31 protein-coding genes are annotated in these 23456 nt (G+C 71.4%); 23 read left to right on the top strand and 8 right to left on the bottom strand.

Translation table 11 applies throughout. The annotated features are described in order from the left end of the window. The first annotated feature begins 1 nt into the window (after position 1). The 11 genes from ACSSS0_RS05460 to ACSSS0_RS05410 all read left to right on the top strand — a co-directional run bounded on the left by ACSSS0_RS05460 (position 2) and on the right by ACSSS0_RS05410 (position 7589). Complete coding sequence (locus tag ACSSS0_RS05460; RefSeq protein WP_435984952.1) at positions 2-187, top strand: type Z 30S ribosomal protein S14; 186 nt, start codon at positions 2-4, stop codon at positions 185-187. Positions 188-320: 133 nt separating this feature from the next. After that, the gene (rpsH, locus tag ACSSS0_RS05455) at positions 321-719 is read left to right on the top strand and encodes a 30S ribosomal protein S8 (protein WP_020143230.1); all 399 of its coding nucleotides are present in this window, start codon (positions 321-323) and stop codon (positions 717-719) included. A 12-nt stretch (positions 720-731) separates the two neighbouring features. Next, complete coding sequence (gene rplF / locus ACSSS0_RS05450; protein ID WP_028785452.1) at positions 732-1268, top strand: 50S ribosomal protein L6; 537 nt, start codon at positions 732-734, stop codon at positions 1266-1268. Positions 1269-1271: 3 nt separating this feature from the next. Next, entirely contained in the window at positions 1272-1646 is a 375-nt protein-coding gene (gene rplR / locus ACSSS0_RS05445; protein ID WP_435984953.1) for a 50S ribosomal protein L18, read from the top strand. 40 nt (positions 1647-1686) lie between these two features. After that, positions 1687-2343: a 30S ribosomal protein S5 gene (rpsE, locus tag ACSSS0_RS05440; RefSeq protein WP_020143227.1), complete on the top strand. Its 657-nt coding sequence runs from the start codon at positions 1687-1689 to the stop codon at positions 2341-2343. Then, positions 2343-2525, top strand: coding sequence for a 50S ribosomal protein L30 (gene rpmD, locus ACSSS0_RS05435; RefSeq protein ID WP_020143226.1), 183 nt, complete (start codon positions 2343-2345; stop codon positions 2523-2525). Before rpsE ends, rpmD begins: the two co-directional genes overlap by 1 nt. Before the next feature lie 2 nt (positions 2526-2527). Beyond that, positions 2528-3004 (top strand): 50S ribosomal protein L15, encoded by a 477-nt coding sequence (rplO, locus tag ACSSS0_RS05430; RefSeq protein ID WP_020143225.1) that lies wholly within the window; start codon positions 2528-2530, stop codon positions 3002-3004. Between the two features lie 179 nt (positions 3005-3183). Beyond that, entirely contained in the window at positions 3184-4506 is a 1323-nt protein-coding gene (secY, locus tag ACSSS0_RS05425; RefSeq protein ID WP_435984954.1) for a preprotein translocase subunit SecY, read from the top strand. A gap of 52 nt (positions 4507-4558) precedes the next feature. Next, positions 4559-5128 carry an adenylate kinase gene (locus ACSSS0_RS05420; RefSeq protein ID WP_435984955.1) on the top strand — a complete coding sequence of 190 codons (570 nt, stop codon included), beginning with the start codon at positions 4559-4561 and terminating at the stop codon, positions 5126-5128. Positions 5129-5239: 111 nt separating this feature from the next. After that, positions 5240-6094, top strand: a complete 855-nt coding sequence (map, locus tag ACSSS0_RS05415; protein WP_435984956.1) for a type I methionyl aminopeptidase — start codon at positions 5240-5242, stop codon at positions 6092-6094. A gap of 64 nt (positions 6095-6158) precedes the next feature. Then, positions 6159-7589, top strand: a complete 1431-nt coding sequence (locus tag ACSSS0_RS05410; protein WP_487230333.1) for a serine hydrolase domain-containing protein — start codon at positions 6159-6161, stop codon at positions 7587-7589. Between the two features lie 129 nt (positions 7590-7718). Here ACSSS0_RS05410 and ACSSS0_RS05405 read toward each other — a convergent pair whose 3' ends face one another. Continuing rightward, on the bottom strand, positions 7719-8459 hold the full coding sequence (locus ACSSS0_RS05405) for a hypothetical protein (RefSeq protein WP_435984958.1): 741 nt from the start codon (positions 8457-8459) through the stop codon (positions 7719-7721). A 36-nt stretch (positions 8460-8495) separates the two neighbouring features. Next, positions 8496-8717 carry a hypothetical protein gene (locus ACSSS0_RS05400; protein ID WP_487230332.1) on the bottom strand — a complete coding sequence of 74 codons (222 nt, stop codon included), beginning with the start codon at positions 8715-8717 and terminating at the stop codon, positions 8496-8498. A gap of 119 nt (positions 8718-8836) precedes the next feature. On the opposite strand from ACSSS0_RS05400, the gene ACSSS0_RS05395 reads away from it, so the two are divergent. Next, positions 8837-9181: an iron chaperone gene (locus tag ACSSS0_RS05395; RefSeq protein ID WP_435984959.1), complete on the top strand. Its 345-nt coding sequence runs from the start codon at positions 8837-8839 to the stop codon at positions 9179-9181. Here the strand turns inward: ACSSS0_RS05395 and ACSSS0_RS05390 are convergent. The 5 genes from ACSSS0_RS05390 to ACSSS0_RS05370 form a co-directional block, all read right to left on the bottom strand. Then, a complete protein-coding gene (locus ACSSS0_RS05390; RefSeq protein ID WP_487230331.1) occupies positions 9150-9947 on the bottom strand; it encodes a M15 family metallopeptidase in 798 nt (265 codons plus the stop codon). The two genes, ACSSS0_RS05395 and ACSSS0_RS05390, sit on opposite strands and share 32 nt — an antisense overlap. Further along, positions 9944-11050: a D-alanine--D-alanine ligase family protein gene (locus ACSSS0_RS05385; RefSeq protein ID WP_487230330.1), complete on the bottom strand. Its 1107-nt coding sequence runs from the start codon at positions 11048-11050 to the stop codon at positions 9944-9946. The genes ACSSS0_RS05390 and ACSSS0_RS05385 overlap by 4 nt, the downstream gene beginning before the upstream one ends. Next, positions 11047-12231: an alanine racemase gene (gene alr, locus ACSSS0_RS05380; RefSeq protein ID WP_487230329.1), complete on the bottom strand. Its 1185-nt coding sequence runs from the start codon at positions 12229-12231 to the stop codon at positions 11047-11049. The genes ACSSS0_RS05385 and alr overlap by 4 nt, the downstream gene beginning before the upstream one ends. A gap of 128 nt (positions 12232-12359) precedes the next feature. Next, entirely contained in the window at positions 12360-13001 is a 642-nt protein-coding gene (locus ACSSS0_RS05375) for a response regulator transcription factor (protein ID WP_487231190.1), read from the bottom strand. 8 nt (positions 13002-13009) lie between these two features. Then, a complete protein-coding gene (locus tag ACSSS0_RS05370; protein ID WP_487230328.1) occupies positions 13010-14332 on the bottom strand; it encodes an ATP-binding protein in 1323 nt (440 codons plus the stop codon). Positions 14333-14589: 257 nt separating this feature from the next. On the opposite strand from ACSSS0_RS05370, the gene infA reads away from it, so the two are divergent. The 7 genes from infA (at position 14590) to rplQ (ending at position 18764) form a co-directional block, all read left to right on the top strand. Beyond that, a complete protein-coding gene (infA, locus tag ACSSS0_RS05365; protein ID WP_013493543.1) occupies positions 14590-14811 on the top strand; it encodes a translation initiation factor IF-1 in 222 nt (73 codons plus the stop codon). Between the two features lie 155 nt (positions 14812-14966). After that, positions 14967-15080 carry a 50S ribosomal protein L36 gene (rpmJ, locus tag ACSSS0_RS05360; RefSeq protein ID WP_006592630.1) on the top strand — a complete coding sequence of 38 codons (114 nt, stop codon included), beginning with the start codon at positions 14967-14969 and terminating at the stop codon, positions 15078-15080. A 225-nt stretch (positions 15081-15305) separates the two neighbouring features. Continuing rightward, entirely contained in the window at positions 15306-15680 is a 375-nt protein-coding gene (rpsM, locus tag ACSSS0_RS05355) for a 30S ribosomal protein S13 (protein WP_020143209.1), read from the top strand. 71 nt (positions 15681-15751) lie between these two features. After that, complete coding sequence (rpsK, locus tag ACSSS0_RS05350; protein ID WP_034801606.1) at positions 15752-16147, top strand: 30S ribosomal protein S11; 396 nt, start codon at positions 15752-15754, stop codon at positions 16145-16147. A 32-nt stretch (positions 16148-16179) separates the two neighbouring features. Then, a complete protein-coding gene (gene rpsD, locus ACSSS0_RS05345) occupies positions 16180-16788 on the top strand; it encodes a 30S ribosomal protein S4 (protein ID WP_045191881.1) in 609 nt (202 codons plus the stop codon). Between the two features lie 164 nt (positions 16789-16952). Further along, complete coding sequence (locus ACSSS0_RS05340; protein WP_020143206.1) at positions 16953-17984, top strand: DNA-directed RNA polymerase subunit alpha; 1032 nt, start codon at positions 16953-16955, stop codon at positions 17982-17984. Between the two features lie 72 nt (positions 17985-18056). Further along, positions 18057-18764 carry a 50S ribosomal protein L17, sunset domain variant gene (gene rplQ / locus ACSSS0_RS05335; RefSeq protein ID WP_487230327.1) on the top strand — a complete coding sequence of 236 codons (708 nt, stop codon included), beginning with the start codon at positions 18057-18059 and terminating at the stop codon, positions 18762-18764. A 76-nt stretch (positions 18765-18840) separates the two neighbouring features. Here rplQ and ACSSS0_RS05330 read toward each other — a convergent pair whose 3' ends face one another. Continuing rightward, on the bottom strand, positions 18841-19383 hold the full coding sequence (locus ACSSS0_RS05330; RefSeq protein ID WP_487230326.1) for an AMIN-like domain-containing (lipo)protein: 543 nt from the start codon (positions 19381-19383) through the stop codon (positions 18841-18843). Between the two features lie 126 nt (positions 19384-19509). Here ACSSS0_RS05330 and truA point away from each other — a divergent pair, with 126 nt between their 5' ends. The 4 genes from truA to ACSSS0_RS05310 all read left to right on the top strand — a co-directional run bounded on the left by truA (position 19510) and on the right by ACSSS0_RS05310 (position 23453). Beyond that, positions 19510-20376 (top strand): tRNA pseudouridine(38-40) synthase TruA, encoded by an 867-nt coding sequence (gene truA, locus ACSSS0_RS05325; protein WP_487230325.1) that lies wholly within the window; start codon positions 19510-19512, stop codon positions 20374-20376. 62 nt (positions 20377-20438) lie between these two features. Continuing rightward, on the top strand, positions 20439-21062 hold the full coding sequence (locus ACSSS0_RS05320; RefSeq protein ID WP_487230324.1) for a hypothetical protein: 624 nt from the start codon (positions 20439-20441) through the stop codon (positions 21060-21062). A 16-nt stretch (positions 21063-21078) separates the two neighbouring features. After that, positions 21079-21705, top strand: a complete 627-nt coding sequence (locus ACSSS0_RS05315; RefSeq protein ID WP_487230323.1) for a hypothetical protein — start codon at positions 21079-21081, stop codon at positions 21703-21705. Positions 21706-21770: 65 nt separating this feature from the next. Continuing rightward, entirely contained in the window at positions 21771-23453 is a 1683-nt protein-coding gene (locus ACSSS0_RS05310; protein WP_435984969.1) for an ABC-F family ATP-binding cassette domain-containing protein, read from the top strand. Positions 23454-23456: the final 3 nt, after the last annotated feature.

Below are 23456 nucleotides of genomic sequence, written 5' to 3'. Positions count from 1 at the left end.
CATGGCCAAGACCGCGCTCGTTAACAAGGCGAACCGGAAGCCGAAGTTCAAGGTCCGCGGATACACCCGTTGCCAGAAGTGCGGTCGCCCGCACTCGGTGTACCGCAAGTTCGGCCTCTGCCGCATCTGCCTTCGCGAGATGGCGCACGCGGGCGAGCTGCCGGGCGTGACCAAGAGCTCCTGGTAATCGGCTCCCCGAGCCCAGAGCAACCCCAAGACCAACACACCTCTGACACCGTAGGTCGGCCACACGACGGCCCAGCCGTCGCCGGGCAGATAGCCCCGGTCGAAACCCCGGTGAGGAAGGGCGGAGAGCCCACATGACCATGACTGACCCGATTGCGGACATGCTGACCCGCGTCCGGAACGCCAACTCGGCGCACCACGACGTCGTCTCCATGCCGTACTCGAAGCTGAAGAAGAACATCGCCGAGATCCTCCAGAGCGAGGGCTACATCGCCTCGTGGAAGATCGAGGAGGCCGAGGTCGGCCAGACGCTGACCATCGACCTCAAGTACGGCCCGAACCGCGAGCGCTCCATCGCCGGTGTGCGTCGCGTGAGCAAGCCCGGTCTGCGCGTCTACGCCAAGTCGACGAACCTGCCCAAGGTTCTCGGTGGCCTCGGCGTCGCGATCCTGTCGACGTCGAACGGTCTGCTGACCGACCGCCAGGCACACGAGAAGGGCGTGGGTGGGGAAGTCCTCGCCTACGTCTGGTAAGGAGACACTGACATGTCGCGAATCGGACGACTTCCGGTCTCCATCCCCTCGGGTGTGGACGTCAAGGTCGAGGGCCAGGACGTCATCGTCAAGGGCCCCAAGGGTGAGCTCTCCCTGACCGTCGTGCAGCCGATCACGGTCGAGCTGGGCGAGGGCAACCTCGAGGTCAAGCGCCCCAACGACGAGCGCGACTCGCGCTCGCGCCACGGCCTGACCCGGTCGCTCATCAACAACATGGTCCTCGGTGTCACCGAGGGCTACGAGAAGAAGATGGAGATCCACGGCACGGGTTACCGTGTCGCCGCGAAGGGCTCGGACCTCGAGTTCTCGCTCGGATACTCGCACCCGATCCTCATCCAGGCTCCCGCCGGCATCAGCTTCGCCGTCGAGAACCCGACCCGCTTCTCGGTGCAGGGCATCGACAAGCAGCTCGTCGGTGAGGTCGCGGCGAACATCCGCAAGCTGCGCAAGCCCGACCCGTACAAGGGCAAGGGCGTTCGCTACGCGGGCGAGCAGATCCGTCGCAAGGTTGGAAAGGCCGGTAAGTAAGCCATGGCAATGATCATCAAGCGCGGTAAGTCCAAGGCTGCCGCCCGCATCCGTCGCCAGGTGCGCGGTCGCAAGAAGATCGCCGGCACCGCGGTCCGTCCCCGCCTCGTCGTGTCGCGCTCCAGCCGTCACCTCTTCGTCCAGGTCGTCGACGACACCGTCGGCAAGACCGTGGCCTCGGCCTCGACGATGGAGGCCGACCTGCGCTCCTTCGACGGTGACAAGACGGCCAAGGCCAAGAAGGTCGGCGAGCTCGTGGCCGCCCGTGCCAAGGACGCCGGTATCGAGGCCGTCGTGTTCGACCGTGGTGGCAACAAGTACCACGGCCGTGTCGCGGCGATCGCCGAGGGCGCCCGCGAAGGCGGTCTGTCCCTGTGAGCAACTTCGTGAACGCAATTGTTGAGATGAGGAACATCTGATGCCCGGACAGCAGCGTCGAGGCACCGGCCCCGCCGGTGGCGGCGAGCGCACCGAGCGCGGAGACCGCCGTGACAACCGCGGCGGCCGCGACAACCGCGACAGCCGTGACGACAAGAACCAGTACGTCGAGCGCGTCGTGACCATCAACCGTGTCGCCAAGGTCGTCAAGGGTGGTCGTCGCTTCAGCTTCACCGCCCTCGTCGTCGTCGGTGACGGTGACGGCACCGTGGGTGTCGGCTACGGCAAGGCCAAGGAAGTTCCCGCGGCCATCGCCAAGGGTGTCGAGGAGGCCAAGAAGAACTTCTTCAAGGTCCCGCGCATCCAGGGCACCATCCCGCACCCCGTCCAGGGTGAGGCCGCCGCAGGCGTCGTCATGCTCCGCCCCGCCGCCCCCGGTACCGGTGTCATCGCCGGTGGCCCGGTGCGTGCGGTGCTCGAGTGCGCCGGCGTCCACGACGTCCTCAGCAAGTCGCTGGGCTCCGACAACGCCATCAACATCGTGCACGCCACGGCCCAGGCCCTGCGCGAGCTCGAGCGCCCCGAGTCGGTCGCTGCCCGTCGTGGCAAGACCCTCGAGGAGGTCGCTCCGGCGGCCATGCTCAAGGCCCGCGCCGCCGGTATGGCCGAGGCCCAGGCTGCGAAGGCTGGTGCGTGATGGCTCGTCTCAAGGTGACCCAGACCCGTTCCGAGATCGGTGGCAAGCAGAACCAGCGTGACACGCTGCGCAGCCTCGGTCTGAAGCGCATTGGCGACGTCGTCGTCAAGGAGGACCGTCCCGAGATCCGCGGGATGGTCAAGACGGTCACGCACCTCGTGTCCGTCGAGGAGGTTGACTGACCATGGCCGACAACGCCAAGAAGTCGGGCGAGTCCGCCCTCAAGGTCCACCACCTGCGTCCGGCCCCCGGAGCCAAGACCGCCAAGACCCGCGTCGGTCGTGGTGAGGGCTCCAAGGGCAAGACCGCCGGTCGTGGTACCAAGGGCACGAAGGCCCGTTACCAGGTCCCGGAGCGTTTCGAGGGCGGCTCGATGCCGATGCACATGCGCCTCCCGAAGCTCCGCGGATTCAAGAACCCGTTCCGCACGGAGTACCAGGTCGTCAACCTGGACCGCCTGCAGCTGCTCTTCCCGGAGGGTGGTCAGGTGTCCGTCGCCGACCTCGTCGCCAAGGGTGCCGTCCGTGACGGCTTCCCGGTGAAGGTGCTCGGCACGGGCGAGATCTCCGTCAAGGTCGAGGTCGAGGCGCACAAGTTCTCGGCGTCCGCCAAGGAGAAGATCGAGGCCGCCGGCGGCACGGTCACGGCCCTCGCCGGCTGAGACCGGGCTTCGAGTGACCACCACACACCTCGTGTGAGCAGCGCCCCGGGCGCCCGACCCGCGAGCCGACGTGACGTCGGCCACCGCGGTGGGGGCCCGGGGCGTTGCGCCTTTGCGTTAACCTTCCACGGATTGCATGACTTACGCCGCGCCACCGTGCGGCCCCCCAGGAGGACCCAGTGCTCGCCGCCTTCGCACGCGCGTTCCGTACCCCGGACCTGCGCAAGAAGCTGCTCTTCACGCTCGGCATCATCGTGCTGTTCCGGCTCGGATCGCACGTGCCGACGCCGGGCATCAGCTACAGCCTGGTGCAGGACTGTCTGGACGCCAGCAAGGGCCAGAGCGGAGACCAGAGCGGGTTCCTCAACCTCGCCAACCTCTTCAGCGGCGGTGCGCTGCTGCAGCTGTCGGTCTTCGCGCTCGGGATCATGCCGTACATCACGGCGAGCATCATCATCCAGCTGCTCACGGTCGTCATCCCGCGCTTCGAGGCGCTCAAGGAGGAGGGCCAGTCGGGACAGAGCAAGCTGACGCAGTACACCCGCTACCTGACGATCGGTCTCGCGATCCTCCAGTCGGCGACGCTCGTCACCTTCGCGCGCAACCCGTCCAGCCTCTTCGGCGGCACCTGCGAGTCGATCATGACCGACCAGTCGATGGTCACGATCCTCATCATGGTCCTGACGATGACGGCCGGCACCGGCCTCATCATGTGGTTCGGCGAGCTGATCACCGACAAGGGCGTCGGCAACGGCATGTCCCTCATGATCTTCACCTCGATCGCGGCCGGCTTCCCGGCCTCGCTCTGGGCCATCAAGGAGAACAAGGGCTGGGGCACCTTCCTCGGCATCCTCGTCCTCGGCGTCTTCGTCATCGCGGCGGTCGTCTTCGTCGAGCAGTCCCAGCGCCGCATCCCGGTGCAGTACGCCAAGCGGATGGTCGGGCGCCGGATGTACGGCGGCACGTCCACCTACATCCCGCTCAAGGTCAACATGGCCGGCGTCATCCCGGTCATCTTCGCGAGCTCGCTGCTCGCCCTGCCGGGCCTCATCGCGCAGTTCAACACGCGCGCCGACGGCAACAACCCGGGCTGGGTCCAGTGGGTCCAGGACAACCTCGTCAAGGGCGACCACCCCATCTACATGGCGACCTACGTCGCCCTCATCCTCTTCTTCACGTTCTTCTACGTGTCCATCACGTTCAACCCGACCGAGGTCGCGGACAACATGAAGAAGTACGGCGGCTTCATCCCGGGTATCCGGGCCGGGCGACCCACGGCCGAGTACCTCAACTACGTCCTGACCCGAATCACCGTGCCGGGTGCCATCTACCTCGCCATCGTCTCGCTGATCCCGCTCGTGGCCCTCGTCCTCGTCGGCGCCAACCAGAACTTCCCGTTCGGTGGCACCTCGATCCTCATCGTCGTCGGTGTGGGCCTGGAGACGGTGAAGCAGATCGAGGCGCAGCTGCAGCAGCGTCACTACGAAGGGTTCCTCCGTTAATGTCACCCCAGAAAGTCACTCGCTGCGCTCCCGACCTCCCGGGGGCTCCGACATGCGACTGATCATCCTCGGCCCGCCCGGCGCCGGTAAGGGCACGCAGGCAGCCAGGATCGCCGAGCGTCTCGGCATCCCGGCCATCTCGACCGGCGACATCTTCCGCGCCAACATCAAGGACCAGACCCCGCTCGGCGTCAAGGTCCACGAGATCATCACGTCCGGCGGCTACGTCTCCGACGAGATCACCAACGAGATCGTCGAGGACCGGCTGACCTGGGACGACGCCGCACACGGCTTCCTCCTCGACGGCTACCCGCGCACCGCGGGCCAGGTCGACGCGCTCGACGCCATGCTGTCGCGTCACGGGCACGCGCTCGACGCGGTGCTCGAGCTCGAGGTCGACGAGGACGCCATCGTCGAGCGGCTGCTCAAGCGCGCCGAGACCGAGGGTCGCGCCGACGACACCGAGGACGTCATCCGCGAGCGCCAGGCGATCTACCGCAAGGAGACCGCGCCCCTCGCGGAGCACTACGAGGTCGCCGGCCTCCTCGTCAAGGTCGACGGCATGGGCGCCGTCGACGACGTCACCGACCGTGTCATCGCGGCCCTGCCGCAGCACGCCTGAGCACGCCTGAGCACGCCTGAGCGACGGCGTACCGACGCCGTGGCGACGCCGCCGTGAGGTGTCGTCAGGTGTCGTCAGGTGTCGTCATTTCGTCACCGAGAAGGACCATCGATGTTCGGACGCCGGAACCGGCTCCAGGGCCGCACCGACGAGCAGCTGCGCCTCATGCGTGAGGCGGGGCTGCTCGTCGGGCGCACGCTCGAGCTGCTCGCGAGCGAGCTGCGCCCCGGCCTGACGACGCTCGAGCTGGACCGCCTCGCGGAGGACTTCATCCGTAGCAACGGCGGCATCCCCAACTTCCAGCTCGTCCCGGGCTACAGCCACACGCTGTGCACGAGCGTCAACGACGAGGTCGTCCACGGCATCCCGGGCCCCCGGGTCCTCGAGGCCGGCGACATCGTCTCGGTCGACTGCGGCGCGGAGGTCAAGGGGTGGAACGGCGACGCGGCCTTCACCGCGGTCGTCGGTGGGCGCGAGGCCGGTCGTCCCGAGGACCTCGCCCTCATCGACGCCACCGAGGCCGGCCTCTACGCGGGGATCGCCGCGATGCACGTCGGCGGTCGCCTCTACGCCGTCGGCGACGCGGTCGAGGCCAGCATCGAGGCCGCCGCCGAGCGTGACGGCCGGACCTACGGCGTCATCGACGAGTACGTCGGCCACGGCATCGGCACCCAGATGCACATGGATCCCCAGATCCCCAACTACGCGGTGCGCGAGACGGGTCCCAAGCTCGTCGACGGCTTCACGGGCGCCATCGAGCCGATGGTGACCCTCGGCGGCATCGACACCAAGGTGCTCGCCGACGACTGGACCGTGGTGACCCTCGACGGCACGCGGGCCGCGCACTGGGAGCACTCGGTCGCCGTCCGCGAGGACGGTCTGTGGATCCTCACGGCCGTCGACGGAGGCCAGGCTGCCCTCGCGGCTGCCGGGGCGGCATACGCCCCTCTCGACGTGACCGCCTGACCTTCCGCGACTCGCGGCGGGCCGCCGGCCCACCCGGCGGCTCCGGACGCGTAACGTCGCGCTCGTGAGCCTTCCCCGCAGCACCCCGTCGGCGCAGGGCGTCGACGCCGCCGGCATCCACGCGTTCGTCGACGCCGCGGAACGCGACAACCTCGGGCTGCACAGCCTCATGGTCGTGCGTCACGGACACGTCGTGGCCGAGGGCTGGTGGAGGCCGTATGCCGCCGACCGCGTCCACCTCGCGTACTCCCTCTCGAAGACCGTGACGGCCACGGCCGTCGGCTTCCTCGTCCAGGAGGGGCGCCTGTCGCTCGACGACCGGGTCCTCGACCACTTCCCCGAGCTCGACCGCGCCCTGGTGGCCGACGGCTGGGAGGACGTGCGGATCGCGCACTGCCTCTCGATGACGGTGGGTCACGAGGAGGACGCGTGGGGGCGGGTCTTCGACCGGATGAGCGGCGGCGGCGGCGACGGGGACGACTGGGTGCCCCGGGTCTTCGCCACGCAGCCGACCCGGCCGCCGGGGACCGTCTTCGCCTACAACCAGGTGGCGACCTACCTGCTCGCCGTCATCGTGCGCCGAGTCACCGGCGTCGGCGTGGCCGAGGTGCTGCGCCCGCGGCTGCTCGCCCCCCTGGGCCTGCCCGACATCCCCTGGCACCGCGACCCGCTCGGGCGCGAGCTCGGGTTCACCGGCTCGCACCTGACGACCGAGGCCATCGCCTCCATCGCCCAGCTCTACCTCGACCGCGGCCGGTGGGAGGGTCGGCAGCTGCTGTCCGAGGCGTGGGCCGAGGAGGCGACGCGCGGCTTCGGGCCGGTCAGCGAGGACCCGGACGCCGATGAGGACTGGCGCCGGGGCTACGGCTACTCGTTCTGGATGCAGCGCTTCGGCTACCGCGGCGACGGGGCCTACGGACAGTTCCTCGTCGTGCTGCCCGAGCACGACACGGTCGTGGCGGTCACGGCGGAGCAGGCGCGCATGCAGTCCACGCTCGACGGGCTGTGGGCCCACGTCGTGCCCGCCATCGGCGGCGGTGGCTCCGGCGACGGCGACCGTGCCCTGGCCGAGCGCCTCGCGGGTCTCGAGATCCCGGCCATGTCGGGGGACGCGCTGGGTCCGGAGTATGCCGAGTTCAGCCGTTCGGACGCCTCCGACCTCTCGGCCGACTACACGGCCGTCTCCGTGACCCGTGACGGTCCCGACGTCGTGCTCGGCCTCAGCCGGCGCGCCGAGTGGCTGCGCGTCCCCGTGGGTCGGGGCCTGTGGCGCGAGGGAGAGCTGGTGGCAGCGGGAGCGACCCTGCCCGTCGTCGCGAGCGGTGGGTGGGTCGACGAGGACACCTTCCGCGCCGAGGTCATCGCCATCGAGACGCCCCACCGCTTCCGCATCGAGGCGCGGCTGCGTGGTGCCGATGCCGACCTGACGTGGCGGATGGTGCCGCTGACCGGCTACGACCCGCTGTGGCTCGCGACGCGCTGGTCGTACGCCTGACGCCGGCTCTCGCCGTGAGGGTGCGTCGGGGGCCGTCGGGCGTCGGGCGGAGCGGGCGGGGCGCGCGCCGACCCGGCCCGTGACGGCTCGGGTGTCTCCGGAGTGCCGTCGGCGGATTCGGCGGACGCTCTAGCGGCCGAGGCCCCCGGGCGTGCCGCCGACGTGCACGACCATCCGCTCGGCGACGACGCGAGCGTTGGCCTGGAGCACGTCGAGGGGGACCCGCGGGAGGTTCTCCTCCCAGTCGATGAGCGGCGACCCGCGGAACTGGAGCATGCGGGCGGGGCGACCGAGGAAGAACAGGTGCAGGTGGGCTCCGCCGTCGCCGTACTTCGCCAGCTGGGCCCGCCCGACGCTCGGCACGTGCTCGACGGCGTCCGACACCGCGACGACGAGCTGGCCCATCTCGGCCGCGAGGTCGCCCGGCAGGGAGGGCAGGTCGTGGTGCGCGAGGGGCATGAGCATGAGCATCACGGGCAGGCCGGTGTCGACGGAGAGCGTGAGGCGCCACCGGGCGTTCGACCAGACGAGCCGGTCATCGGTGTCCCCGAAGCCGCCGGCGCACCAGCAGTCGGCGGCGTGCTCGCCGCGCCGTGCGGGCTCCTCGTCCGCCGGAGGCTGCACCGGCTTGAGGCGCAGGCCCTCGATCTCGTAGGGGTAGATGTCCCAGCCGGGCATCTCCTCGACCGCGACAGGAAGGCGGCCGTCCGCGCCGGCCGCGGCCGCGATGCGTGCGTAGTAGTCCTCCACGCTCTCCGCGGCCGACGGGGGCGCCGTGACCGCGTCCGTGCGGTCAGGCGGCGTCTCCTGAGCCGGTGACGGCGTGGAGGTGGCGGGTGGGACGGTGGCGTCAGCGCCGGGCTCGGTCACCCGGCCAGTATGCCGCTCCCACCCGCCGGCTCCCGGCTACTTCGAGGGCTGAGGCGTCGAGCAGCCGATGCGCGGGTCGAGCCCGACGTAGTTGAGCGGTCCGGCGACGATCGTCACGGCCGTCGTGGCCAGCCGGCCGCAGCTGGGGTCGGACGAGCCGAAGTAGCCGCGCTGGAAGGCGGCGAAGACGCCGATGAGGAGCCAGAGCAGCACGACGACGGTGGAGGTCTGCGTGCGCGTGCGGGTGCGAGCGCTCATGGTGGCCTTTCGTGGAGGGTCGTCACGACGACGACCGTGGAGGGGTCGCCCACCCATACCCGGGCGACCGGGGGTGGCGAACCCGCCCGTGGCGGCGACGGTGGTGCGACCATGGCCGGGTGGGAACGATCGGCGACTACCTCGGCGGACTCGAGCCGGCCCAGCGCGCAGCCCTCCAGCACGTCGTCGACGTCGCGCGTCGCGTGGCACCCGAGGCGGACGAGGGCACGAGCTACGGGATGCCGGCGCTGCGCCTCGCCGGCCGCCCGCTCCTCGGGATCACGGCGGCGGCCAAGCACCTCTCGGTCTTCCCGTTCAGCCCGGCCGTCGTCGAAGCCGTCGCGCCCGACCTCACGGGTCACTCCCTGAGCAAGGGCACGATCCGTTTCGCCGTCGACCAGCCGATCCCCGACGAGGTCATCGAGCGCATCGTCACCCTGCGCCGGGCCGAGCTCGAGCGCTGAGCGTCGTCGTCGCGCCTGCGACACCGTCCGGCGCAGTGACCGGTCCGTGGATCGCGAAGGGACTGCCGGTGACGTGGGCCCAGTAGCGGTCCCCGAACGACCAGTGCCACCACTCGGTCGGGTAGTTGACCATGCCTGACCGTCCCAGGGCGCGAGCGAGCGCGCCCCGCCGGTGGCGCGCCTCGTCACCGATGCCGGGGGCGTCGAAGTAGCACGCCCCACCGCTCTGCTCGGGGGTCGCGTCGACGGGGCAACCGAGGTCGAGCCGGCGCCCGTCGTCGTCGCAGAGCGTCAGGTCGACGGCGGCCCCGCTGACGTGCGGGGCCGTGGCCGGTGGGGCCACGAAACGGCTCGCCAGCCGGTCGAGGGCGTGAGCGTCGAGCCCGGGCTGCTCGGTCGCGAGGCGCGCCCGGTACGCGGCGTGGATCATCCGCTGGGAGTCCAGCGGACGAAGTCCCTCGACGACGAGCAGGTGCAGGTCGTCGGGGAGCAGGGCCCCGGCCTCGCCGAGACGGTCGGCGAGCGTGCGTCGGACCAGCCGGTGCGGTCCGGGCGGGGGCGCGGTCGCCCGGTCCGGTGCAGAGCCGGGCAGACCGAGACCCGGTGGTGGTGGCGGGGGCTGGTGCTCGACCCGCACCCCGACGCTCGCGAGGTCGACCAGCGGGGAGCCGTCCTCGACGACGGGGATGGAGCTGACCCGCGGGTCGGCGAGCAGCAGCGTGCTCGTGGAGCTGCCCATCGACGTCCGGCTCGGCGACGCGCTCATCCGACGACCACACCACGGGGCGCGTCGACCGGCAGGCCGACGGCGGTGCGCACGAGGACGTCGACGAGCGCCGGATAGGTCAGACCGGCGGCGGCCCACATCCGCGGGAACTGCGACGCCGGGGTGAAACCGGGGAAGGTGTTGACCTCGTTGAGCACCGGCCCGTCCGGTCCCACGAGGAAGTCGACACGGGCGAGACCGCGACACCCGAGCGCCCGGTACGCCGTCGTCGCCAACTCACCGAGGCGCGCCGTCTGCTCCGGGGGGAGCGGGGCGGGCACGGTGAACCTCGTCCCGGCCCCGGCGTACTTGGCGGCCTCGGTGAAGAACGGCTCGTCGGGGTCGCTTTCGACGAGCAGGGCGGGCCCGCACCGCACCTGCCCGTCGGGCAGCTCGAGCAACGGCACGTCGACCTCGAGGCCGGCCACCTCTGCCTCGACGAGGACTCCGTCCGTCCCGTGCTCCAGGGCGGTCGAGAGCGCTCGCGACAGGGCGTCCGGCAGACCGCCGCCCGGCAGGGCGCCCGGCAGAGCACCCGACGGGGCCCCGGGCGTCCGGCGACGACCGCCGTCGGCGCTCGCGTCGACCCTGGTGACCCCCACGCTCGACCCCCCGTGCACCGGCTTGACGAACAGCGGGCCGCGCAGCCCGGCCCCGAGCACGTCGTCGACGAGGCGCTGGAGGTCGGCGGCCGAGCGCGTCGCGGCGACCGCCCGCTCCGAGGGGACGAACAGTCCCGGCGCGACCGGCACCCCGGCGGCGGCCACGACGAGCTTCGTCAGCTGCTTGTCCAGGCACACGGCGCTCGCCGCGACGGGCGAGCCGACGTAGGGCACCCCGAGGATCTCGAGGAACCCCTGCACCGTGCCGTCCTCGCCGAGCACCCCGTGCAGCGCGGGCACCACCACGTCGCAGCCCCGCAGCGTCTCGGCGGCGTGCAGCACGCCCGAGCCCGCGCCGGTCCGCCACTCGCCCGACCGGTCGACGAGGACGGGCACGACGTCGTGGCCCGCGCTCCGCAGGCCGGCGACGATCCCCTCACCGCTCGCGACCGACACGTCGTGCTCCGAGCTCGTGCCCCCGTGGATGACGGCGACCCTCATCGTTCCTCCGTTCCGACGCCGGGCACCGCGATGCCGTGGGCGCGCCCGACGTGTCGGCGCGCGACCCTTGCGCCGATGCCCGTGTAGATCTCGTGCTCGTTGGTGCCGGCCCAGCGCGCCCAGTCACGGGCGGTCGGCTCGCCGCGGTCGCCCGCGCCGAGGACGAGGACCTCCGTGCCGACCGCGACCGGCTCCGGGCCCACGTCGGCGACGACCTGGTCCATGCACACCCGTCCGATGAGCGGCGCCCGGCGCCCGCCGACCCAGACGCTCGCCCGGCCGGTGGCGGCTCGCGGCAGCCCGTCGGCGTAGCCGAGCGGCACGAGCGCCAGGTGGGTGTCGCGCGTCGTGCGGCCGAGGTGGTCGTAGCCGACCCCGCGGCCCGCGGCGACGTGGCGCACCTGGACGACCCGGGTCCGCAGGGTGAGCGCGGGGCGGAGCCCGTCGCCGATCCCGTAGATCCCGGCTCCGACCCGGACGAGGTCGTATGCCGTGTGGCGCGAGTTCGTTTGCACCGCAGCGGTGTTCGCCAGGTGGACGACCTCTGGTCGCAGTCCGGCGACGCGGGCGAGGTCGACGCCGACGCGGAACATGAGCAGCTGCCGGTGGGTGGCGACCGCGTCGGGCTCGCCGCCGTGCGAGAGGTGGGACCACAGACCGGCGACCCGGACCCGGCCGGCCGACTCCAGCGCTGCGGCGGCCGAGACGAGCCGGGCCCAGTCCTCGCCCGGGCAGCCGCTGCGGTGCAGGCCGGTGTCGAGCTTGAGGTGGATGCGGGCGCGCCCCGTGGCGCGGGCGACCGCGGCGAGGTCGACGGGGCTGCTCACCGAGAGGTCGACGTCGGCGGCGACAGCCTCCTCGGCGCGGGCCGGCTCGAACAGCCAGGCGAGGACGGGAGCCGCGATGCCGGCCCGACGCAGCTCGAGCGCCTCGCTGATGCGGGTCACCCCGAGCCACGACGCCCCGGCGGCGAGGCAGGTGCGCGCGACCGGCACGGCGCCGTGCCCGAACGCATCCGCCTTGACGACGGCCATGAGCCGGGTGCCGGCGCTGTCGCGGAGGGCGCGGACGTTGGCCGCGACGGCCTCGTGGTCGACGACGGCCTCGGCGAGCTCGCCGGCCAGCAGGACGGGCCCCGGTGACGCGGGGTCGACGGTGGTCGACGGGTCGGTCTCGATCATGGCTCGACGCTAGGAGCGCGGCCCCGGGACGCACATCGGGCCGTGGGCCGAACCCGGCCTCCTCCCGTGGGAGGAGCCGGTTGCCGGCCGGGTGGAGGCCGCTGCGGCCACGTGCGGTCCGCACCGGCTCAGGACAGTGCCACGGCACCCGTCTGGTAGGCCAGCACGACGAGCGCGACGCGGTCGCGCACCCCGGTCTTGGCCAGGATGTGGCCGACGTGCGTCTTGACCGTCGTCTCGGACACGAAGAGGGCCTCGGCGATCTCGGAGTTCGTCAGACCGTTGGCGATGGCCACCCAGACCTCGCGCTCGCGGTCGGTCAGGGCCGTGGTGCGGTCGAGGAGCGCCGGCGCCACCGGGGCGCTCCGGACGTAGGTCTCGACGAGGCGGCGCGTCGTCGACGGGGCGATGACGGCGTCGCCGGCGTGCACCGTCCGGATCGCGGCGAGGAGGTCCTCGGGAGGCGCGTCCTTGAGGAGGAAGCCGGAGGCGCCGGCCCGCAGGGCCGTGAAGGCGTACTCGTCGAGGTCGAAGGTCGTGAGCACGAGAACCCTGGTGGCGCAGCCACGCTCGACGATCAGACGGGTGGCCTCGATCCCGTCCATCCGGGGCATGCGGACGTCCATGAGGACGACGTCCACCGGCACCGTGGAGAGGGTGTCGAGACACTGCTGCCCGTCGGCGCACTCGGCGACGACGAGGAGGTCGGGCTGCGACCGGACGAGCATCGCGAAGCCGGCGCGCACCAGCGCCTGGTCGTCGACGATCATGACGCGGATCACTGGGACACCTCGATGGGCCGGGCGGCCTCGGCGGCGAGGCGGGGCAGAGTCGCCACGACCCGGAAGCCGCCGCGGGGGTCGGGCCCCGTGACGAGCGAGCCGCCCAGCACGTCGACCCGCTCGGCCATGCCGCGCAGCCCGTGGCCGGGGGCGCCGCCGTCCCCGCCGTCCCCGACGCCGTCGTCGACGACCTCGACGACGACGCGGGTCGGGTCGACCGTGACGCTCACCCACGCGGTCGCGTCGTCGCCCGCGTGCTTCATGACGTTCGTCAGGGCCTCCTGGGCGATGCGGTACGCCGTCAGCCCGGTCGCGGCGTCACCCTCGGTCGCGTCGCGGGGGAGCAGCTCGCCCTCCTGGCGCAGGTGCACGACCCTCCCGCCCGCGGTGAGGCCCGCCACGAGCGTCTCGATGTCGGCGAGGCCCGGCTGGGGTGCGTCCGGGACCTCGGTCGCGTCGTCGCGGAGCACGCCCAGCAGCCGCCGCATCTCGGCCAGCGAGGCCCGCCCCGTCGCGGCGATCGTCGCGAGCGCGGTCGTCGCGGCGTCGGGGTCGGAGGCGGCCGCGAAGCGCGCCCCGTCGGCCTGCACGATCATCACCGACAGCCCGTGCGCCACGACGTCGTGCATCTCGCGGGCGATCCGCTGCCGGTCGGCCAGGCCGTCGGCGCGGCTCACCGCAGCACGCTCGGCCCGCTCGTGCGCGGCCGCCTCGGCCGCGTGCGACGCGGACTCGTGCTGCAGGGCGGCCCGCTCCCGGGCAGCCCGGACCTGGTCGGCGACGGCCCACGTCAGCACGACGACCGCGCCGCTGTTGAAGAGGAAGACGGCGACGCGGTCGGACAGGAAGGTCTCGAGCGGCGGCAGGAAGTAGCCGTAGCGGACGAAGAGCAGCGCGGTCGCGAGGCCGATCGAGCCCAGGGCCGCCGCGAGGGCCCACAGCCCGCCCCGCCGGTCGGTCCACAGCGTGACGCCGAAGAGTGCGACGAGCGCCATGAGCACCGTCGGCAGCCCGAGCATGGCGCCGAGGGCATACAGCAGGTAGGCGAGGACGCCGCACGCCGCGAACGTCGCGCGCGGGAAGCGGGGGAGCAGGAGCAGGGCGAGCGCACCGAGCCCGATCCCGACGTAGCCGAGGACCGCGGGCTGGTCCCGGACGTTGACCCACCAGGCGCTGCGGCCCAGCACCGCGGCGACCGTGATCGAACCGACGAAGTAGAGCAGCGCGATGATCGCCCCGACGCGGTCGACGAGGGGCCGGCCCGCAGCTGCGGGTGCCGCCGGTGCGGCGGCAGCCTGGGGTCTGGGCCGGACGGTCACGCGAGCACGCTACCCAAGGCGGCGGCATACGGGATCCTCCCGTGGGAGGACCTCTGCGAGGTCACGGGCGCGCCCCGGTCCGAGGGGGTCGTCGCCCTCGGCCACGATTTCGGGGAACGGCCCCACGTGGCGTAGTCTTGTGCGTTGGGTGTCGTGTGCCTCGGCGCCTGAGTCACTGCTGTGCGACGAGCACGGCACCCAGGCACGCCCCAAGGCCGGCTCAGTCCGGGTCGGCCACCAACAGATAGACGGAGGATATGGCCAAGAAGGACGGTGTCATCGAGATCGAGGGCACGATCGTCGAGGCTCTCCCGAACGCGATGTTCCGGGTGGAGCTCTCCAACGGTCACAAGGTGCTCGCACACATCTCGGGCAAGATGCGACAGCACTACATCAGGATCCTCCCGGAGGACCGTGTGGTGGTCGAGCTCTCGCCCTATGACCTGACCCGCGGTCGGATCGTCTTCCGCTACCGCTGAGCACCAGGGTCGGCCGCGACCGGTCCGCGAGAGCGGGCATGTCAGGCCGGGACGAGTGCGAGGCACCAACTCCCGATTACACAACCAAGCACCTGATCGTCACGTGCCCTCCGGGGCCCGCGGTGGCAGGCGCGCGATCTGAAGACAGCAGGCAGATGAAGGTTCAGCCGAGCGTCAAGAAGATCTGCGACAAGTGCAAGGTGATCCGCCGCAACGGTCGGGTCATGGTGATCTGCGAGAACCTGCGCCACAAGCAGCGCCAGGGCTGAGCAGAAGCACCACCCTCGCCGTCGACAGAACTTCGACAGCACGCAAGACAAGTGAATGAAAGCAGCACCCGGCCCCTGATGACCGACCGTCGTGTCGGCGCAGGACGTCACCCCCGGCACGGAGGCCGGGGACCGGTGGTCCGTCCTTCTGTGTGGCGGACCGTGACCCCGGATCGGTGCCTTGCTCCAGACCTCCGCGTAACAGAAATCAGGAGACAACCCAACATGGCTCGTCTTGTTGGAGTCGACCTTCCGCGCGAGAAGCGCGTCGAGGTCGCACTGACCTACATCTTCGGTGTCGGTCGCACCCGTTCTAAGGAGGCGCTGGTTGCCACCGGCGTCGACCCCAACACCCGCGTCAAGGACCTCGGTGAGACCGAGCTCGTTGCGCTTCGTGACTTCCTCGAGGGCAACTACCGCCTCGAGGGTGACCTTCGCCGTGAGGTGCAGGCCGACATCCGCCGCAAGGTCGAGATCGGCTCCTACGAAGGTCTCCGTCACCGTCGTGGTCTGCCCGTGCGCGGTCAGCGCACCAAGACCAACGCGCGCACCCGCAAGGGCCCGAAGCGCACCGTGGCCGGCAAGAAGAAGGCCAAGTGACCCTGATCGAGACCGCCCCGGCGAGCTCATCAGTGGTCCACACCGACATTCAGTTCTGACGTAGGAGAAAAATGCCTCCCAAGGCTCGTGTGACGAAGGTTCGTCGCAAGGAGAAGAAGAACGTCGCCCACGGGCACGCTCACATCAAGAGCACGTTCAACAACACGATCATCTCGATCACGGACCCCACCGGTGCCGTGATCTCGTGGGCCTCTGCCGGCCAGGTCGGCTTCAAGGGCTCGCGCAAGTCCACCCCGTTCGCCGCCCAGATGGCCGCCGAGGCTGCTGCTCGCCGCGCCATGGAGCACGGCATGCGCAAGGTCGACGTCTTCGTCAAGGGCCCGGGCTCGGGCCGCGAGACGGCGATCCGCTCGCTCACCGCCACCGGCCTCGAGGTCGGCGCGATCAGCGACGTCACGCCCACGCCGCACAACGGTGTCCGCCCGCCCAAGCGCCGTCGCGTCTGATCCGGCCCTGAGCGAGAGAGAGAACTAGAAACATGGCTCGTTACACCGGCCCGATCACCAAGAAGTCCCGCCGCCTCAAGATGGACCTCGTCGGCGGCGACAAGAACTTCGAGCTCCGTCCCTTCCCGCCCGGCCAGCACGGCCGTCGCCGGATCCAGGAGAAGGAGTACCTCACCCAGCTCCAGGAGAAGCAGCGCGCCCGCTTCCAGTACGGCGTCATGGAGAAGCAGTTCGTCCGCTACTACAAGGAAGCGGCGAAGCGCCCCGGCAAGACCGGCGAGAACCTTCTCCAGATCCTCGAGTCGCGCCTGGACAACGTGGTCTACCGCGCGGGCCTGGCCCGCACGCGTCGCCACGCCCGCCAGCTCGTGACGCACGGTCACTTCGAGGTCAACGGCGTGCGCGTCGACGTCCCGAGCTACCGCGTCGAGCAGTACGACATCATCACGGTCCGCAAGCAGTCCGTCGAGAGCTTCCCGTTCGAGCTGGCTCGCCAGACGTTCGGCGAGCGTCCCGTCCCGGCCTGGATGCAGGTCGTCGACGGCTCGCTGCAGATCCTCATCCACCAGCTCCCGGTGCGCGCGCAGATCGACTCGCAGCTCACCGAGCAGCTGATCGTCGAGCTCTACTCGAAGAACTGACACCAGCCCCACGTCCGTATGCCGCTGGGCCCGCCCAGCGGCATACGGCCGGGGTTGTGCCTGGGGTCGCGCTCGCAGACAGAGCCGAGCCGGCCCGCCCGGATCACGACCGGGCAGTTTCACGAGGCGTCATATGGCGGTCGCCCGTGGGAAGGAAATGAACAGTGCTCATCGCACAGCGTCCCGTGCTCTCCGAAGAGGTCGTGGTCGAGAACCGCAGCCGCTTCACCATCGAGCCGCTCGAGCCCGGCTTCGGCTACACGCTCGGCAACTCCCTCCGTCGCACCCTGCTCTCGAGCATCCCGGGCGCGGCGGTCACCTCCATCCGCATCGACGGCGTGCTCCACGAGTTCACGACCGTTCCGGGCGTGAAGGAGGACGTCACCGAGATGATCCTCAACATCAAGGGCCTCGTCGTCTCCTCGGAGCACGACGAGCCGGTCGTCATGTACCTGCGCAAGCAGGGCCCGGGTGCGGTCACCGCCGCCGACATCACGCCTCCGGCTGGTGTCGAGGTGCACAACCCCGACCTGCACATCGCGACGCTGAACGACAAGGGCAAGCTCGAGATGGAGCTGACCGTGGAGCGTGGCCGTGGCTACGTCTCGGCGCAGCAGAACAAGTCCGGTGACCAGGAGATCGGCCGCATCCCGGTCGACTCGATCTACAGCCCGGTGCTCACCGTGACCTACAAGGTCGAGGCGACCCGAGTCGAGCAGCGCACGGACTTCGACAAGCTCATCGTCGACGTCGAGACGAAGAACTCGATGACCCCGCGTGACGCCATGGCCTCGGCCGGCAAGACGCTGGTGGAGCTCTTCGGTCTGGCGCGCGAGCTCAACGTCGAGGCCGAGGGCATCGACATGGGCCCGTCGCCGACGGACGCCGCGCTCGCCGCGGACCTCGCCCTGCCGATCGAGGACCTCGACCTCACCGTTCGTTCCTACAACTGCCTCAAGCGCGAGGGCATCCACACCGTGGGTGAGCTCGTGGGCCGCAGCGAGGCCGACCTGCTCGACATCCGCAACTTCGGTGCGAAGTCGATCGACGAGGTCAAGGCCAAGCTCGTCGGCATGGGTCTGGCCCTCAAGGACAGCCCGCCCGGGTTCGACCCGTCTGCCCTCGTCGACGGCTACGGCGAGGACGACTACAGCGACGACGACGACCAGTCGTTCGTCGAGGACGAGCGTCTCTGACCAACCGCTTCTTGACCGAGCCCTCGGCGCCCTGCTCGAGAACGGCCTGGTCGGACTTCTAGGAGAAACGAAATGCCCACCCCCACCAAGGGTCCCCGCGTCGGTGGCGGCCCCGCCCACGAGCGGCTGATCCTGGCCAACCTCGCGACGTCGCTCTTCGAGCACGACAAGATCACGACGACCGAGGCCAAGGCCAAGCGTCTGCGTCCGCTCGCCGAGCGTCTCATCACGTTCGCCAAGCGCGGCGACCTGCACGCCCGTCGTCGCGTCCTCACGGTCGTGCGCGACAAGGGTGTCGTCCACCGCCTCTTCGCCGAGATCGCCCCCGACATGGCGGCTCGCGAGGGTGGTTACACCCGCATCACGAAGATCGGCCCCCGCAAGGGTGACAACGCCCCCATGGTCGTCATCGAGCTCGTCCGCGAGCCGCTGTCGGCCAAGAAGGCGACGGTCAAGGAGGCCGAGGCCGCCACGAAGCGCGCTGCGAAGCAGAGCGAGTCGAAGCAGGCCGCTGCCGAGACCAAGGCCGCCGAGGACGCCGACAAGGTCGAGACGACCGAGGCCACCGAGGCCGCTGCCACGCTGCCCGAGGGCGCCGTCGCCGCGAACGAGGACGGCTCGTCGCCCGACGACAGCTACACCGTCAAGGGCAACGCCGACTCCGGCAAGTACCACGAGGCCGACGGCCAGTGGTACGACCAGACGGTCGCCGAGTTCTGGTTCAAGTCGGCCGAGGACGCCGAGGCCGCCGGTTTCACGAAGGCCGGCTCGGGCTCCTGAGCCACGTCGAGTGACGTCGCGCCCCGGCGCGACGAGAGAAGGGCCCCGCACCACTGGTGCGGGGCCCTTCTCGCGCTCACCAGCGGTGGGCGACGTCGACGACGAGACGTCGGCCCCCGTCGGCATCGACGAGCACGAAGGCGCGCATCGGCAGCCGGGCCCGCACGCCGAGGCCGTAGTCGGTGTAGCCCTCGAAGCTGCCCACGCCCTTCAGCTGCCGGAAGGTGGTCCAGCCGGAGAAGGTCGTCGTGGTCGGGCGGAGGGTCGACGGGGCGTCGACGGTGACCTGGATCCTCGCGCCACCACTCACGGCGACGGGCAGGCCGCTGCCCGGCGCCGTGACGGCGCTGACGTAGCGCACGCTGTAGCCGAGGGTGCCGCGGCCACGGGCGACGTCGACGACGAGCCGGTCGTAGCAGGTGTGGCGGCCGGCGCGGACCCCCGTGACCGCGCCGGTCCAGAGCTGGGCGGGGCTCGTCGCCTTGGCGGTCGAGCCCCAGGTGATGCCGCAGTACGGTGCGGTCGACGCGGTGGCGGCTGCGCCCGTGCCGGCGGCGACCGGTGCGGCGAGGACGGCAGCGCACGCGGCGACGAGGAGGCTGCGGGTGACGGTGTGCATGGAGGTTCCCCCTTCTGGCGGGCCCGGGCCCGGTGGTCCGTGCCTCACTTCTAGGACGTGCAGCGCTCCACGGCGGTTGACGGGTGCCCGATGCGCGTCAGCAGACTCCCGTTAGGCTCGGGCGCCATGAATGCGTCGAGCGAGTCGAGCGGATCCACGCTGCGCGTGCGCCTCGACCTGGCCTACGACGGGACCGGCTTCTCCGGCTGGGCCGCGCAGCCGGAACTGCGCACGGTGCAGGGAGAGCTCACCGCCGCCCTGACCACGGTGCTGCGCAGCCCCGAGCCCGTCCGGGTCACCGTGGCCGGTCGCACCGACGCCGGCGTCCACGCGCGCGGTCAGGTCGCCCACGTGGACCTCGACCCCGAGGCGTGGGCGGCGCTCCCGGGACGCTCCGACCGCGAGCCCGGGGTCGCCCTCGTCAGCCGTCTCGGCGGTCTGCTGGCCCCGGACGTCGTCGTGCGTCGCGCCGCCGTCGCCCCGGTCGGCTTCGACGCACGCTTCTCGGCGGTGGAGCGGCGCTACCTCTACCGCCTCGCCGACCCGGACGCCGCCCGCGACCCCCTGCGCCGCCACGACACGGTCTGGTGGCGTCGCCCCCTCGACGTCGAGGCGATGGACGAGGCGGCGCGCTCGCTCGTCGGCCTGCGCGACTTCGCGGCGTTCTGCAAGCAGCGCGAGGGCGCGACGACCGTGCGCACCCTGCTCGACTTCTCGTGGGTCCGCCTGCCCGACGGTGTGCTCGCCGCGACGGTGCGGGCCGACGCGTTCTGCCACTCGATGGTGCGGTCGCTCGTCGGCGCCGTGGTGCCCGTCGGGGAGGGGCGACGCGCTGTGGAGTGGCCGCGGTCGCTCCGGGACCGGGGCGAGCGCACCGCGGGGATCCACGTCATGCCCCCGCACGGCCTCAGCCTCGAGGAGGTGCTCTACCCGCCGGACGCCGACCTGGCGGCACGAGCGTCGCTGACGCGGGCCCGACGGTCGCCCGCGTGAGCGGTGTCTCAGGCCCGAGACCGGACCGGCGTCCGCTCGGCCGCTGTGGTTGGATCGACCGCATGAAGGCCCGCCCGACCCGCGTCGTCTCGGTGGGCGTCCTCACGTGCACGCTCGTGCTCACGGGCTGCTCGAAGGACACCACCGCCTCGCCGCCGTCGGTGTCGAGCAGCTCGGCCACCTCCTCCTCGGGCAGCACGTCGGGCGCCGGCGGCTCGGCCACGACCACGACCACCGAGGGCGACGAGGTCCGGGGCCGTTCCGGTGCCTTCACCGTCGTGCCCCCGGAGGGCTGGACCGAGGCGACCGACAAGGCGACCGGCGTCGCCGACATCGACGTCGTGCTCCTCTCGTCCAAGAAGGTCGGGTCCTTCGCCAACAACCTCGTGGTCACCTCGGCCGCCGGCGACCGGTCGGTCCTCGACGACGAGCTGGCCAAGGGACGTCAGCAGCTGGCCGCGGCGGGACGCACGGTCTCCTCGGCGCCCGACAAGACCGTCTCGGGCTCCCCGGCCGTCGGCTTCACGACGACCTTCGAGCAGCAGGGCATCAAGGTGCTCGCCCGCTCCTACGGCGTCGCACGTGGCGGCCGCATCTATCTGCTCACCCTCAGCTCGTCCCAGGCTGACGCGACGCACGCGATGGCCGAGTTCGACGAGCTCCTCTCGACCTGGACGTGGACGTAGCCCGATGGCGGCGCGCGTGAGGACGTCGGCGGCCCTGCTCCCGGCGATCGCCCTGGTCGTGGGCCCGGGCCTCGCCGGGTGCGCCGGCGACCCCGCCCCGGCGACGCCGACCCCGACCGACGTCGGCGTCGTGCACCTGCCGACGTCCGCGCCACCGACGACGGACAGCGCCGGTCACCCCATCAAGGCGCTCCCCGCCGCGGTCGGCCCCGTCGCGATGACCGAGGACCGTGTCCGCGGCATCGACTACAGCTACCTCCAGCCGGTCGGGTGGAGCCGGGCGGAGCGCGAGCTCGACCCGCCGACGGACACCCTCGTGCAGCCCGACGACGACGAGGTGCCGGCCTTCATCGCCGTCGAGCGGCCGATCAAGGTCGGGTCGCACTCGCTGGCCGAGGTCGTCGACGGGCTCCGGGAGGGCTTCGAGGCCAAGGGCCTCACACCGATGGCGGCGCCCGAGCGCGACATCGCCGGCTACCGGGCGATGGGCATCGTCGTCGACCAGTCGGAGCAGGTGCGCCATGTCTACTACGTCGTCGCCTACACCGAGCAGGCCTTCGCGATACGGCTCACCTACGACCCCGCACACCCGGAGGCCCTCGACGTCTACCGCGCCGTGCTCGACTCCTGGTCGTGGGGGTGACGCGTGCGCGACCGGATGCTTAACCGGGTGACGCGGCCACACGGCATACGTCAGGCTTGACCCCCGTGGGCCACGTCGACGTCAACTCCGTCTCCTTCAGCCTGCCGGACGGCAGGCCGCTGCTCAACGACGTCTCGGTGCGGGTCGGCGAGGGCGCCAAGGTTGCGCTCATCGGGCCCAACGGGACCGGCAAGACGACGCTGACCCGGATCATCGCGGGCGACATCGCCGCCCACGAGGGCGCGGTCACCCGGTCGGGCGGCCTCGGCGTCATGCGCCAGTTCATCGGCAAGGTGCGCGACGACACGACCGTGCGCGACCTGCTCGTCTCGGTGGCCCCCGACCGCATCCGCGCGGCGGCCGAGGAGGTCGACCGCTGCGAGCTGCTCATGATGGAGCGCGACTCCGAGGACGACCAGATGGCCTACGCCCACGCGCTCGTCGAGTGGGGTGAGGCCGGCGGCTACGAGCAGGAGACCCTCTGGGACCAGTGCACCGTCGCGGCCCTCGGCATCCCCTACGAGCAGGCGCAGTGGCGCGCGGTCACGACGCTCTCCGGCGGCGAGCAGAAACGGCTCGTGCTCGAGGCGCTCCTGCGCGGCCCCGAGGAGGTGCTGCTCCTCGACGAGCCCGACAACTACCTCGACGTGCCGACGAAGCGCTGGCTCGAGGAGGCGCTCGTGGCCTCGCCGAAGACGGTGCTCTTCATCAGCCACGACCGTGAGCTGCTCGACCGGGTCGCCACCCGGGTCGCGACGCTCGAGCCCGGCGGCGCCGGTGCGACCCTCTGGGTGCACCCCGGTCGGTTCGCGACCTACGCCCAGGCCCGCTCCGACCGCAACGACCGACTCGAGGAGCTGCGTCGACGGTGGGACGAGGAGCACGTCAAGCTCAAGACCCTCGTCCAGACGCTCAAGGTCAAGGCCAAGTTCAACGACGGCATGGCCTCGCGCTACCAGGCCGCGCAGACCCGGCTGGCCAAGTTCGAGCAGGCCGGACCGCCCGAGGAGACGCCGATGACGCAGTCGGTCAAGATGCGCCTCACCGGTGGGCGCACGGCCAAGCGCGCCATCGTCGCGACGGGCCTCGAGCTGACCGGCCTGATGAAGCCGTTCGACCTCGAGGTCTGGTACGGCGAGCGGGTCGCGATCCTCGGCAGCAACGGCTCGGGCAAGTCGCACTTCCTCCGGCTGCTCGCGTGCGGCGGCACCGACCCCGAGCGCGAGCACCAGCCCGTCGGCGACGTGCGGCCGGTGCCCGTCGAGCACTCCGGCGTCGTGCGACTCGGCTCGCGCGTGCGTCCGGGATGGTTCGCGCAGACGCACGAGCACCCGTCCCTCATGGGGCGCACCCTCCTCGAGATCCTGCACCGCGGCGACGAGCACCGCGAGGGGCGACCGCGTGAGCAGGCCGCCCGCGCACTCGACCGCTACGAGCTGGCGCGCTCGGGCGAGCAGAAGTTCGAGTCGCTGTCGGGCGGGCAGCAGGCCCGCTTCCAGATCCTGCTGCTCGAGCTGTCGGGCGCGACGATGCTGCTGCTCGACGAGCCCACCGACAACCTCGACCTCCAGTCGGCCGAGGCGCTCGAGGAGGGGCTCGACCGCTTCGAGGGCACCGTCGTGGCCGTCACCCACGACCGGTGGTTCGCCCGCGGCTTCGACCGCTTCCTCGTCTTCGGCGCCGACGGCCGCGTCTACGAGTCGACCGAGCCGGTGTGGGACGAGGGGCGGGTCGTCCGGCCGCGGTGACAC

The organism is Terrabacter sp. R4-6 (assembly GCF_057529065.1).
Note: the sequence above shows the minus strand (reverse complement) of the source record. Positions and strands in the feature narration are given on the sequence as shown.